Origin of the sequence: Caenispirillum bisanense (genome assembly GCF_900230255.1) — a bacterium.
GTDB classification, from domain to species: Bacteria; Pseudomonadota; Alphaproteobacteria; order Rhodospirillales; family Rhodospirillaceae; genus Caenispirillum; species Caenispirillum bisanense_A.
The window spans coordinates 1-13,220 of sequence record NZ_OCNJ01000019.1; the positions used below are offsets into that span (position 1 = coordinate 1).

General features: G+C 62.7%; 11 protein-coding genes. All 11 read left to right on the forward strand.

The features are described 5' to 3' along the window. Positions 1-348: hypothetical protein (locus tag CRP50_RS26590; RefSeq protein WP_217992116.1), on the forward strand; the 348-nt coding region annotated here is incomplete at its 5' end. Then, the gene (locus CRP50_RS23560; protein ID WP_176525323.1) at positions 345-1,973 is read left to right on the forward strand and encodes a DUF927 domain-containing protein; all 1,629 of its coding nucleotides are present in this window, start codon (positions 345-347) and stop codon (positions 1,971-1,973) included. The genes CRP50_RS26590 and CRP50_RS23560, both read left to right, overlap by 4 nt. Further along, a complete protein-coding gene (locus CRP50_RS23565; protein WP_141415242.1) occupies positions 1,966-2,460 on the forward strand; it encodes a hypothetical protein in 495 nt (164 codons plus the stop codon). The genes CRP50_RS23560 and CRP50_RS23565 overlap by 8 nt, the downstream gene beginning before the upstream one ends. Further along, a complete protein-coding gene (locus CRP50_RS23570; RefSeq protein ID WP_097281657.1) occupies positions 2,457-2,843 on the forward strand; it encodes a hypothetical protein in 387 nt (128 codons plus the stop codon). Before CRP50_RS23565 ends, CRP50_RS23570 begins: the two co-directional genes overlap by 4 nt. Positions 2,844-3,219: 376 nt before the next feature. Continuing rightward, positions 3,220-3,849, forward strand: a complete 630-nt coding sequence (locus CRP50_RS25330) for a hypothetical protein (protein ID WP_141415243.1) — start codon at positions 3,220-3,222, stop codon at positions 3,847-3,849. 476 nt (positions 3,850-4,325) lie between these two features. After that, positions 4,326-5,822: a type I restriction-modification system subunit M gene (locus tag CRP50_RS23575; RefSeq protein ID WP_097281684.1), complete on the forward strand. Its 1,497-nt coding sequence runs from the start codon at positions 4,326-4,328 to the stop codon at positions 5,820-5,822. A 3-nt stretch (positions 5,823-5,825) separates the two neighbouring features. After that, complete coding sequence (gene rhuM / locus CRP50_RS23580) at positions 5,826-6,848, forward strand: RhuM family protein (protein ID WP_097281658.1); 1,023 nt, start codon at positions 5,826-5,828, stop codon at positions 6,846-6,848. A gap of 86 nt (positions 6,849-6,934) precedes the next feature. After that, complete coding sequence (locus tag CRP50_RS23585) at positions 6,935-8,095, forward strand: restriction endonuclease subunit S (RefSeq protein ID WP_217992117.1); 1,161 nt, start codon at positions 6,935-6,937, stop codon at positions 8,093-8,095. Positions 8,096-8,125: 30 nt separating this feature from the next. After that, positions 8,126-11,140, forward strand: a complete 3,015-nt coding sequence (locus CRP50_RS23590; RefSeq protein WP_097281660.1) for a type I restriction endonuclease subunit R — start codon at positions 8,126-8,128, stop codon at positions 11,138-11,140. 2 nt (positions 11,141-11,142) lie between these two features. Then, on the forward strand, positions 11,143-11,916 hold the full coding sequence (locus tag CRP50_RS23595) for a M48 family metallopeptidase (RefSeq protein WP_097281661.1): 774 nt from the start codon (positions 11,143-11,145) through the stop codon (positions 11,914-11,916). 359 nt (positions 11,917-12,275) lie between these two features. After that, the gene (locus CRP50_RS23600; protein ID WP_097281662.1) at positions 12,276-13,199 is read left to right on the forward strand and encodes a restriction endonuclease; all 924 of its coding nucleotides are present in this window, start codon (positions 12,276-12,278) and stop codon (positions 13,197-13,199) included. The last annotated feature ends 21 nt before the right edge of the window (positions 13,200-13,220 follow it).

Sequence of the window (13,220 nt, forward strand, 5' to 3'; positions counted from 1 at the left end):
TTCTTCTGCGACGGCAGGCGCGGGTCCGTCTCCAGCCGCGCGCCCGTGCTGGGGCTGAAGCCGGCCATGGCCGATGCCGTAATCCGGCGATGCGATTTTCTCAGGGTCATGTACAACCTCGCTTGGTGGTCGGTGATCGGTCTGCCGGGCATCACGGTCATCTTCTTGGCGGTTGAAGACCGGATGTCCTTGGCAGCCGTCGCGGCCACTGGCGAGGGCAAAACCCGCGCCGGACAGGGTCCGACCTACGGCCGGGCTACGCCCGCCCTCCGGTCGGACCCTGTCGTCACCAACAATGTCGCTGGCTCGTCAAGTTCAATGTCGCTGTGCACCCGAACGGCGACGTGAAGCGTGTGGAGCTGTGTAGCTGGATCCGTGTGGCGGGTCTCGCCCGCGACTGCAACAGCCAGGGCTGGGAAATCCTCGTCCAGCTCCGCGACCCCGACGGCTTGGTCCACGAGGAGTTGATCCCCTATTCCGAGTTGGCGGGTGACGGCACGACCGCCTACGCCCGCCTGAAGAGCCGCGGCCTGCGGAGCATGGGCGGCAAGGGCGTGAAGAACGCCATCCTGAGCTGCCTTGAGATGTGGGAAACGCCCGTGCGTATCCGCATGGTGCCTACGGCGGGCCATCACGACGGTCGCTTCGTCACCCCGAGCAAGGTCTACGGCCCCACCGACGGCGATGAACTTCGCCTTGACCGCCGCAACCTCCGCCCTGGTCAGATGACCGAGTACAAGGGCACCAAGGAACTGGCCGACGAGTTGGCCTCCCTCTGCGTCGGCAATTCCCGCCTAGTTCTGGCTCTCTCCACTGCCTTCGTCGGCCCGCTCCTCCACCTCCTCGGCATCGAGGGCGGCGGCCTGCACTTCCAGGGCGAAAGCAGCATCGGCAAGACCACCCTGGTCAAGATCGCGAAGACCCCCTACGGCTATTCGCTCCAGACGTGGCGTGGCACCGACAACGGCCTCGAAGGGGTCGCCGCCAACCACAGCGACCTTCTGCTGGTCCTCGACGAAATCGGCGAGTCGGACGGCCGCGTCGCGGGCCGCGTGGTCTACATGCTCGCCAACGGCACCGGCAAGCTCCGTGCGGACGCCCGCGGCGAAGCCCGCACGCCGAAGACCTGGCGTCTCGTCTTCCTGTCGACGGGCGAGAAGACGCTGGCCGAGATGATGGCCGAGGCGGGCCAGACCATCAAGGCTGGTCAGGAAATTCGCATGATCGAGATCGCTGCGGACGCGGGTGCTGGCATGGGCATCTTCGAGGACATCCACGGCTTCCCGTCGCCCGCGGCGTTCGCTGACCATCTGGTCGCCCTGTCGGACAAGGTCGCGGGCGTGGCTGGCGACGAGTACCTCACCAAGCTCATGGCCGACGTGGACTCGGCGGTTGCGACGGTCAAGACGCACATGGACAGCTTCATGGCCACCTATTGCCCCGCGGGAGCCGTCGGTCAGGTGTCGCGTGTCTACCGCCGCATGGCCCTGATCGCCGCCGCGGGCGAGCTGGCGACAAGCATCGGCGTCCTGCCGTGGTCCAAGGGTGAGGCGACGGCCGCCGCGGCCTACTGTGCGTCGAACTGGGTTGATCGCCGCGGCGGCGTCGGCTCCTCGGAAGCCATGCGGTGCATCGAAAGCGTCCTGTCGCAGATCGAACGCTACGGCTCCTCCCGCTTCGATGAATGGACCCAGGCTCCGCTGAGCACCGACGAGATGATCGTCGACAAGGCCCACATCCGCTATGGGTGGCGTCGCATGCAGAACGGCCGCTGGGAGTACTATGCGACCGCCGACGGCTGGGCCCAGTTGCATGAGGGCTTTTCCAAGGACCTCGCCAACAAGGCCCTGATCGATGCCGGTATTCTGAAGCCTGGCAACGACAGGACCCCGAAGCCGGTCACGGTTCCTGGCTACAAAAAGCAGCGTCTCTACCACATCGTGCCGCCCTCGGAGGACGATGCCGATGCGTGACCGCTTCGCCGCTTTCCGACGCGGCGTGGTGGCGGAACACGGGGGCCATGTCCCCCGTGTTCTGGAACACCCCACCGCCGATCACGGTGTTCCCGTCAAAACCGCGGAAAATCAAGTCCTTGACGGCATCGGGAACACGGGAACACCTGGAACACCCGATTTGGCGGACTGGCTTCACGACTACGAGGAGCGGGCCGCCATCCGCGAGCATGACGGCGGCCTGCCCCGCCACGATGCCGAGCGGCTGGCCTACGAGGAAACCCTTCTCGCTTGGCACCACCGCCACGGGATGCCGCCCAAGGGCACCTGCGGTGCCTGCGGCCAGCCTCTCGGGGATTGGACCGTGCCGCTCCCTGACGGGGCCGTCGTCCACACCACCTGCGTCAGGAAGTACCACAGCATCTCGCGGACCCGAGCCGCCGCCGCCTTGACCCTGGCGGGCGTTCCCGCCCCTATCGACAACAGCCACACTGGAGCCTGGAAATGATCGAGTACAAGAAGCACCGCGTCACCGCCGACGACATCGTCCGCACCGTCGGTGCCCGCCCCGCAGACGGCACCGCCCAACACTGGGCGTTCCGCGAGGGAGTCGAGGACGGCTTCGCGGGCCAGCCGATGAAGCCCAAGGGGAACCCGTACATCGCCGCCTGCTACAAGGACGGTCATGCGGTCGGCGTTGCTTTCGCTGACTTCCTCGGCCGCCTCAAGGTCCGCCCGACCCGCCAGATGGTTGAAGGCCTCGCCGAGGCCCTCCGCGAAGAGGGGCGGCAGGACGGTCGCGTCGGAAAGTGGAACATGCCCAAGACCGATGAAATGATTGCGGCGGAGATGGCCGCGTACCAGGAGGGCTACGACGAAGCGGCCCGCTGACGCTGGCGGGGGCGACGGACCTTCCGCCGCCCCTCTCCGAGGATAGGCATCACCACTTGCGAAGGGGGTGCGCTGCGCGCACCCCGCCCCCGAGGGTCCACAGGCAAGGTCGCCGCCAGCCCAGCCGCATGAAGGGCGGCTGGCGGCTCGTTGCGTGGGGACTTCGGGGACAGAGACAGGTAACACTGAGTTGTGAAACGGGAACCTTAAATTGACACCCGATGTTGCCTTCGTACCTCTTTTGACACAGAATTCCCCCTACCCTGATGCTGGGCATACGCCCGTAAAGACCGAGATGCCGCCCTCTTTCCAGATGCATTACTGCCATCGCTAGCAATGTAGAACTAACTAGCACAGGAAAATGAAAGGATGTGGAATGATAAAGTCGACCACAATTATGGAACACAAAAAACCAAAAATAACTAAACTCGATCACGCGGTATCTTGGATAACTTTACTTTCAGTTCTTACGATTTGGGGGCTAATAATAACCTTACCAATATACTTTCTTAACCAGAAAAAGATCGGAAAACGCTGGATTAGCGACATTGAGTCTGAGGCGAATAAAAAATTCATAGAGTTTGTGGGTCAGAACCCGAAATACGTAGATATTTTCATCACCGACGCAGGCGACAAGTATATGTCGGCATCTGCGTTAGCGTATAGAGATGGCCGCCTATTCGTTATGGAGAACGGCTTAGCGGCTGAGATTCCTTGGGCGGCAGTACGCTCGTGGAGCTATGAGGTAGTAGAGGCGGGAAAAATGGTCACCACCTCCAACAACCTATTCGATAAAATGGATGTTGGGAAAATAAACAGGAGAATGCAGGATGAGGCAGACAAAAAGAGTGGCCTGAAGATATTTGTGGCGGACGTTGATAAGCCTGTTTGGTTTTTAATGACGAGTGATGAAGGCATACTTACCAAGTGGCACGAGATATTCAACCAGATTAACGAAGGCACATTGATGATTGCGCCGTATTCGAACGAACCGATACCTGCATAATTTTGCACTGCGGTTAAGGTACATTGGGGGAAGCGTCGCAGTTTCGACCACCGAACAGGCGGTGCCGCTTCTTGGGCAGGTCGCAAAACCACTGTGGGGACGGCGACCTTACCCCTCCCACGGGATGTGTCTCACAGACGACTGTACTGAGGGCGGCTTCGAGGCGGCCTGGGGCAGCCATGATCCCGCAGGCCCGAGCCGCAGGCGTTCCTGGTGTTCCCATATTCCTACCTCCGCAAAGCGGTAGGACAGCGGGTTTTCCTGGGAACACCTGTGGGCACACCCTGTCGCAGGCACGGTGTTCTGGAAAACTGCACCGGAACGCCTCCCATTACGCCAGACCCACGGCTTTTCGCGGGCTCCAGCCATCTGGAACACTAGAACACATGGAACACCGCATATCGGGGACGGTGGCGGTTGCCCGCTCTACCTCTTCTGGTAGACTTCCGTACCCGATCACCTTTGCCGTGGTTTCCATGCCCGTCCTGACCCTCGACCAGCTTGAATCGCACCTGTGGAAAGCCGCCGACATCCTTCGCGGCTCGGTCGATGCCAGCGATTACAAGCACTACATTTTCGGCCTCCTCTTCTACAAGCGGCTCTGCGATGTGTGGGAGGAGGAGTACGAGGACCGCATGAAGCAGTACGGGGACGCCGCCCTTGCCGCCGACCCCGACGAGCACCGCTTCCACATCCCCGACGGGCACTTCTGGAAGGACGTGCGGAAGCACACCACCAACATCGGCGAACACCTCAACGCCGCCTTCCACGCCATTGAAGACGCCAACCACCGCCTGCGGGGCGTCTTCCAGGACGTGGACTTCAACAACAAGGAGCGGTTCCCTGACGCCGTCCTTGAGAAGCTCCTTCAGCACTTCGAAACCCACCGCCTCCGCAAGGTTGACGTGGAACCTGACGTGCTCGGGCAGGCGTATGAGTACCTGATCGCCCAGTTCGCCGATGATGCGGGCAAGAAGGGCGGCGAGTTCTATACACCCAAGATGGTCGTGCGGCTGATCGTCGAATGCCTTCAGCCCGAGGAAGGCATGTCCATCTACGACCCCACCTGCGGGTCGGGCGGCATGCTGCTGGAAGCCTTCCACCACATCGAGCGGCAGGGTAGGAACCCGCGAAGCCTGTCCCTGTTCGGGCAGGAGCGGAACCTCAACACCTGGGCGATCGCCCAGATGAACCTGTTCCTGCACGACATCGACGACGCCTCCGTCGCCCGAGGCGATACCCTAATCGACCCGAAGCACCTGATCGGCGACAGCAAGGCGATCCGCACCTTCGACCGCGTGCTGGCGAACCCGCCGTTCTCGCTGAAGCAGTGGGGGCACGAGGTCTGGAGCAACGGCGACTCCTATGCCCGCGACCTCTACGGCTGCCCGCCCAAGTCCTACGGCGACCTCGCCTTCGTCCAGCACATGGTCGCCAGCCTGAAGGAAGACGGTATGCTGGGCGTCGTCCTGCCCCACGGCATCCTGTTCCGGGGCGGGGCGGAAGGACGCATCCGTGAAGGCATGCTGAAGGACGACATCATCGAGGCGGTCATCGGACTCGCCCCCAACCTGTTCTATGGGGCGGGCATCCCCGCCTGCATCTTGATCGTCCGCAAATCCAAGCCCGCCGACCGCAAGGGCAAGGTGCTGTTCGTCAACGGCGTGGAACAGTTCGTCGAGGGCAAGGCCCAGAACCGCCTGTCGGACGAGAACGTCGCCACCCTGGCGGCGGCGTTCCATGGCTATGCCGACATCGACCGCCTCGCCCGCGTCGTGCCGATGGACGAGATCGCCGCCAACGACCACAACCTCAACATCAGCCGCTACGTCCACGTCACCGAGGACGAGGAAGACCTCGACGTTGCCGAGGAGGTCGAGAAGCTCCTTGAACTGCGGGAACAGCGGGACACGGCGGAAGCCAAGATGATGGGTTTTCTGCGGGAACTCGGCTACCTCCCCGAGGGAGCCTGACCCATGGCGGAGGGAGAGATCATCCTCTACCGCTCCGAGGACGGGCGGGCTCAGTTCCAGCTTACCGAAAGCGACGGCTCAGTCTGGATGAGCCAAGCCGAGATCGCCGACCTGTACCAGACCTCCAAGCAGTCCATCAGCCACCATATCCGCAACATCCTCTCGGAGGGGGAGCTGACCGAGGCGGCAACTGTCAAAGAAAATTTGACAGTTCAAACCGAAGGCGGCAGGCGGATTTCCCGCACCATCAAGCTCTACCGCCTCGACATGATCCTGGCGATCGGCTACCGCGTCCGCTCGCCGCGTGGCGTGCAGTTCAGGCAGTGGGCGACGGCGACGCTGACGGAGTACCTGCACAAGGGCTTCGTCATGAACGACGACCGCCTGAAGGACCCTGGCGGCTGGGACTACTTCGACGAGCTTCTGGAACGCATCCGCGACATTCGGGCGTCCGAGAAGCGATTCTACCAGAAGGTCCGCGACCTGTTCGCCCTGTCGCAGGACTACGCCGACGACACGGCGGCCGCGAACAGGTTCTTCGCCACGGTGCAGAACAAGATGATCTACGCCGTCACCCGCCACACGGCGGCGGAACTCATCGTGGCACGGGCCGACGCCGACAAGCCCAACATGAACCTGCAAAGCTGGACGGGTGATAGGGTCCGCAAGGCAGACGTGATCGTCGCCAAGAACTACCTGACCGCCGACGAGGTGACAGAGCTGAACCGCTTCGTGACCATGTTTCTCGACCATGCCGAGGACCGCGTGTCGCAACGCAAGCAACTGTCGCTGGAGGACTGGCGGACCACGGTCGACCGCTTCATCACCTTCAACGAACGTCCCCTCCTCGACCATGCGGGGAGGATCAGCCACGACCGCATGAAGAGCATCGTCCACGACCGCTATGACTCCTTCGACGGACGGCGGAAGCGAGAAGAGGCCCTCGCCGCCGACGCGGACGACATGGAGGAACTGAAGGCGATCGAGGCATCTGCCAAGGCCGCGAAACGGGACCGCAAGCCATGACGTCGACGAGGGTGCCAAATGGGTGGCAGAGCGTAGAACTCGTGGAGGTCGCTCGCGAGTGCCGTCAGCGAAACACTGACGGCAGCTTGTCGTCCGACACTCTGCTGGGCGTTTTCAAGAACGAGGGCATGGTTCCGATGCGGGACCGCGTCCGGGGAAGCGACGTGTCCCGGTGCAAGGTTCTTCCCGCCGGAGCCTTTGCCTATAACCCGATGAGGCTGAACATCGGTTCCATCGCCCGATGGGCGGGTGATGCGGACGCGATCGTCAGCCCCGACTATGTCGTCTTCCAGTGCGACGAGCGGCAGCTCAGCGGCGATTTTCTCGACTACGTCCGGCAGTCCAAGGACTGGGCGACGTACATGGAGAACGCGGGAAAGGGCGGCGTCCGCATCCGCATCTACTTCAAGGAGTTAGGGCAGTTCCGCTTCCTGCTCCCCCCACTCCCCGAGCAACGCCGCATCGCCGAAATCCTGTCCAGCGTGGACGAAGCCATCGCCGCGACGCAGGCGGTCATCGAGCAGACCCGCACGGTCAAGCAGGGCGTCCTGAAACGCCTGCTGACCAAGGGCATCGGTCACACCCGCTTCAAGCAGACGGAAATCGGGGAGATTCCCGAGGCGTGGGAGGTTGTGCCGCTTCAAGCCATTGCGTCCGTTCAGACAGGCTTGGCGAAAGGAAGCAACAAACCTGATGACCCTGTCGAGCTACCGTACCTCCGGGTCGCAAACGTACAGGACGGCTACATCGATCTTACCGAGGTGAAATCCACTGCGGTTGATCGGTCACGGGTGGCTCGCTACAGCCTTCGTGCGGGTGACGTGCTCCTCACAGAGGGGGGAGACTTCGACAAATTGGGACGTGGTGCGGTCTGGCGTGCTCAGGTCGAACCGTGCCTGCACCAGAATCACGTCTTCGCGGTTCGCCCCAATCAGGAGGTGCTCCTATCGGATTTCTTGGCGGCTCAGACTGCATCGGACCATGGCAGGCGATACTTTCTGTCTTGTGCGAAGCAGACGACGAACCTTGCCTCGATCAACTCCACGCAGTTGAAGGAATTTCCTGCCATCGTTCCGCCGCTGAAGGAGCAGTCCGCAATCAACGCCCGCACGGCGGCCTTGCAGGAGGCTGAAGATGTTGCGAAGGCAAGTCTCCGTCGCCTGGAACAGATAAAATCCGCCCTCATGTCCGACCTCCTGACAGGTCGCAAACGGGTGCCAATGGCGGAGTTAGCCGCCGCCGAATAGGGGGCACGCGGAAACAGGGGGATCACGATCATGGGGATGGAATGGCACCTGGCGGAGAAGCCGACGCTCGCCTGCCTTGAGGGCATGGGCTACGCGGTCGTGCCGCCGTCCGAGCACGCCGCCCTCCGCGACGGCGACAACCAGGTGCTGTTCCGTCCCCACCTTGTGGACGCCATCAAGCGGATCAACAGGCTGTCGGATGCTGACGCCAACGCCGCCTTTGCCGACCTCGTGTCCGTGTCCGACAACGAACGCTGGCTGTCCATCCTGCGGGGCGACTTCAGCCGCACGGTGCAGGGCGAGGCTCGGCACCGCACCATCCGCGTCATCGACTTCCTGAACCCCGCGAACAACGTCTTCACCGTCACCAACCAGTTCCGCGTCAAGGCGGAGCACACCCGCATCCCCGACGTGGTGGTCCACGTCAACGGCATCCCCGTCGTCGTCATCGAGTGCAAGAGTCCTGTCAATGCCAAGGACAAGAGCAGCGAGGCGTTCGAGCAGATCAAGCAGTACGAGCGGGACATCCCCCGCCTGTTCCTGTCCAACGTCTTCAACGTCATCACCGACGGCACCAACTGCCTGTACGGGGCAACGGCAAGCCCGTCCAAGTTCTACGCGACTTGGCGGGACCCGCACCCCCGCAAGGCGGAAGACTTCGCCGACGCCCTCTCCATGGGGCTGTGGAGCCTGCTGGAGCCGTCCCGCCTGTTGGACCTGATCGGCCATTTCATCGTCTTCGAGCGGGCGGGCAGCGGCAGGGTCGTCAAGAAGATGTGCCGCTACCAGCAGTTCCGTGCGGTCAACAAGATCGTGGACCGCGTGGCGGAAGGAAAGCACCGGCGGGGTCTGGTGTGGCACACGCAGGGGTCGGGCAAGTCCCTGACCATGGTCTACGCCGCCCTGAAGCTGAAGACCCACCGCACGGTGTCCTCGCCCGAACTGGCGAACCCCAACATCATGGTGCTGACCGACCGCGTGGACCTGCACAACCAGATCAGCGGCACCTTCGTCGCCTGCGGCCTGCCCAATCCCGTCGCCGTTGAGAGTATCGGCGACCTGCACGCTCTGATCCGCGGCGGGTCGGACGGGCTGACGGTGCTGTCCACGATCTTCAAGTTCCAGGGTTCAAAGACCCCCATCGCCAACTCGGCGAACTGGATCGTCATGGTGGACGAGTGCCATCGGACGCAGGAAAAGGACCTCGGGGCGTACCTGCGGGCGACCCTGCCCGATGCCCGCTTCTTCGGCTTCACGGGCACCCCCGTGAAGAAGACCGACCGCGACACCTATGAAAACTTCGGCGTGGCGGGCGAAGGCTATCTCGACAAGTACGGCATCGACGATGCGGTCGCCGACGGGGCGACGGTGCCCATCCACTACACGGGACGGAAGACCGACTGGCACATCGACGAAGCCAAGATCGACATCCTGTTCGACACCTGGTTCGCCGACCTGCCCGACGACAAGCTGGCCGAGTTGAAGAAGAAGGGCGTGTCGGTCGCCGACCTGGTCAAGCACCCCAGGCGGATCGAGCTGATCGCCTTCGACATCTGGACCCACTTCAAGGCGTATGCCCGTCCCGACGGTTTCAAGGCTCAGATCGTCGCCATCGACCGCGAGGCGGTGATTCTCTACAAGCGGGCGTTGGACAAGGTCATCGCCGAAGACCTGATGCAGGACGGAATGTCCGAGGACGACGCGAAGGCGGAAGCCGCCGCCCTGTCCGCCTGCGTCTACTCCGCCTCCCAGGAGGACGCCAAGCCTAGCGAGGACGAGCGGACGGAGGACATCCGCAAGGACCTGCGGCGGCACTACCTGGATGCGGATGCCGAGACCAAGGCGAAGGATCGCTTCGGCACGGCGGCCGAGAAGCCCGAGTTTCTGATCGTCTGCGACAAGCTCCTGACGGGCTTCGACGCCCCGATCGAGGCGGTCATGTACCTCGACAAGCCGCTGAAGGAGCACACCCTGTTGCAGGCGATCGCCCGCACCAACCGCGTCCACGACGCCCGCAAGCACAGCGGTCTGATCGTCGACTACATCGGCGTCTCAGACAATCTGGACGACGCCTTGTCGTCGTACCGTGCCGAGGACGTGAAGAACGCCCTGCGGAACCTCGACGACCTCCGCAACCAGCTTCGCTCCGCCCATGCCGACGTCCTGCGGATGATGAAGGGGCTGACGCGGTCGGGCACGCTGTCCAAGGACGACCTGAAGGCGGAGTTCGACGCCCTGATCGCCCTGCTGAAGGGCGAGGACCAGTGGTTCATCTTCAAGGGCAAGGCGAAGGGCTACATCGCCGCCTACGAGGCGGTCAGTCCCGATCCCGCCGTGCTGGAGTTCTCGGACGACCTGAAGTGGGTGGCGACGTTCCTGCGGTACGGCACGCAGGTCTTCGAGAAGAAGGAAGCCTTCGACCAGCGGGAGTACAGCCGCAAGATCAGGGACATGCTGGAACGGCACCTCGACGCCACGGGCTTAAGCGTGACGGTGAAGCTCCGCCACATCACCGACCCCGACTTCTGGCAGGACTTCGAGACCGCGGGCAAGAGCGAGTCCGACATCAAGGAAGCCGCCATCCGCAAGACGACCGAACTGCGGAAGACGGTGACCGAACGCATGGGGCAGAACCCTCATCAGTACGGCAAGTTCTCCGACCGCCTGCGGGAGCTTCTGGAACGGCTGGATCGCGGGCAGGAGAGCTTCGCCGAACTTCTGAAGGATGCGGAGAAACTGGCGAAGGACCTGCAAGCCGAGGAGACCGCCCACGAGGGAACGGGTCTGTCGCAGGGGGCCTACGGCATCCTTCAGGTGCTCAAGTCCTTCGACGGCGGCGACCAGGCGGACGACTTGGCGACAGTGATCGCCGACCTGTATTCCAGCGACGAGACCGCCCCGCCCCTGTGGCAGGAGAAGGAAGGCTTGCGGAAGACCCTGCGGCAGGAAGTCCGCAGGCTCGCCCACGCCTTCGGGCTGGGCAATCTGCGGGAAGTCTCCGAGCAGGTCGAGGAGTTCGCCCTCAAGAACTTCGCGAAGGCGTGACGATGCCCGTGCTGACGGTCGGCGACACCCACATCCCCTATGACCTGAAGCGGTCGGAGTCGGCCACCCGTGCCCGCTTGACGGTGACGCCCGAGCGGGTGGAGGTGGTCGTGCCGTCCTCCGCCACCGACGACGAGATCGCCGCCATGCTCCACCGCCGCCGCGGCTGGCTGGTCGAGCAGACGCGGCAGATGACAGAGAGGGCGGCGAAGGCGAACACCGTGCGGCGGTTCGTCAGTGGGGCAAAGATCCCCTATCGCGGCCGGCTGATGCGGCTGAAGGTCGAGCCGACGGACGACACGCTGGTCGAGGTCACCTACCGCAACGGCTTCATCGTCGGGTGCCCGCGAACGGCGTCCGAGGCATCGCGGGACGACCTGATCGAGTCCGCCCTCCGCCTGTGGCTGAGGAAGCGGCTCCGCGAGGACGTGAGCGACATGGTCCGCCGCCATGGCAAGCCGAACGGCCTTGTACCGAAGCGGGTCGAGGTAAAGGACCAGAAGCACATCTGGGGCAGTTGCGGGCAGGACCGCGTGGTGAACCTCAATTGGCACCTGATCTTCGCCCCGAAGACGGTGCTGGAGTACGCCGTGGTCCACGAGCTGTGTCACCTGCGGCATCGGAATCACGACACTGGCTTCTGGGGACTGGTAGGCTCAATCCTGCCCGACTGGGAAAGCCGTAAGGCGTGGTTGGACAGGAATGAGAGTTTCCTTAATCTGAGAAGGCTCGAAACTTGCGGAGACAGCAATAATGCACAAAAAGTATCCCGCTAATGCATCCAGAAATATTAAAGCACTATCTATATGTGCACTATTCGCAACTTTTTTAGCAGCTTGCAGTTCGGCAGACCGCGTCAGAATGTCGCAGTTCTCCCCAGAAGACAATGGATTCACATTTACAGCTGGGGCAGATGCAATTTACCCAGAGAACGGCGCCAAAGCAGAGGAAATAAGGTTGCAATGGCTTCAAGAATACATCCGCCTAAACGGAACATGCCCCCAAGGTTACGAAATTATTGAGCGAAAGGCAGTGAAGACTAGAGATATTCCGCTACCTTTATACAGAATCCACTATAATGGAACGTGCCACTCTGGTCCGCGTGCAGGCAGATCAGCCAAGTAGGCGTCTTGTCATGACCATTCCCGACTTCCAGACCCTCATGCTCCCGGTACTTCGGGCATCCGCCGACGGCGAAGTCCGCATCGGCGACGTAGTCGAGCGGCTCGCTGACGAGTCCGAGCTGACCGAGGAGGAGCGGGCTGACCTGCTTCCCTCCGGCAAGCAGACGACGTTCGCCAACCGCGTCCACTGGGCGAAGAGCTACCTCGGCAAGGCGGGCTTGGTCGAGCTGACCCGCCGTGCCCACTTCAGGATCACGGACGATGGAAGGCAGGTTCTCCAGAACCCGCCAGATCGCATCACCATCAAGTTCCTTGAGCGGTTTGACGCCTTCAAGGGCTTCCGTGACGGCAACGGCACCGAGGGGAAGACGGAGACGCCAGCCACTGCCGAACCCGCGGCGGATGATTTGCTGACCCCAGACGAGGTGATGCGGACGGCCCATCGCCAGGTGGAGGACGCCCTCGCCGACACCCTGCTCCAGCGTGTCCGGTCGGGCACACCCGCCTTCTTCGAGAAGGTGGTCGTCAACCTGCTGATCGCCATGGGCTACGGCGGCACTGCGACGGACATCGACAAGGCCCTGGTCGGCAAGACGGGCGACGGCGGCGTGGACGGAGTCATCGACCAGGACCCGCTGGGGCTGGACCGCATCTATGTGCAGGCGAAGCGGTACGCGGACGGCAATACCGTCGGCTCTGGAGCCATCCGAGACTTCTTCGGGAGCCTCGACCGCTTTAAGGCGGCGAAGGGGCTATTCGTCACCACCTCGACTTTCACCGCGTCCGCCAAGGACACCGCCGACATGCTCAGCAAGCGGATCGTCCTGGTCGACGGCAAGCAATTAGCGAAGCTGATGATCCGGCACGAGGTCGGATGCCGCGTCGCGGAGACGCTGACGCTCAAGAAAGAGGACGAGGACTTTTTTGACTCATAGGGGGGTGTGTTCGGCAAAACG

Coding starts and splice junctions, on each gene's coding strand:
- CRP50_RS23565 (WP_141415242.1), top strand. CDS start 1,966: ATGCGTGACCGCTTCGCCGCTTTCCGACGCGGCGTGGTGGCGGAACAC.
- CRP50_RS23570 (WP_097281657.1), top strand. CDS start 2,457: ATGATCGAGTACAAGAAGCACCGCGTCACCGCCGACGACATCGTCCGC.
- CRP50_RS25330 (WP_141415243.1), top strand. CDS start 3,220: ATGATAAAGTCGACCACAATTATGGAACACAAAAAACCAAAAATAACT.
- CRP50_RS23575 (WP_097281684.1), top strand. CDS start 4,326: ATGCCCGTCCTGACCCTCGACCAGCTTGAATCGCACCTGTGGAAAGCC.
- rhuM (WP_097281658.1), top strand. CDS start 5,826: ATGGCGGAGGGAGAGATCATCCTCTACCGCTCCGAGGACGGGCGGGCT.
- CRP50_RS23590 (WP_097281660.1), top strand. CDS start 8,126: ATGGGGATGGAATGGCACCTGGCGGAGAAGCCGACGCTCGCCTGCCTT.
- CRP50_RS23595 (WP_097281661.1), top strand. CDS start 11,143: ATGCCCGTGCTGACGGTCGGCGACACCCACATCCCCTATGACCTGAAG.
- CRP50_RS23600 (WP_097281662.1), top strand. CDS start 12,276: ATGACCATTCCCGACTTCCAGACCCTCATGCTCCCGGTACTTCGGGCA.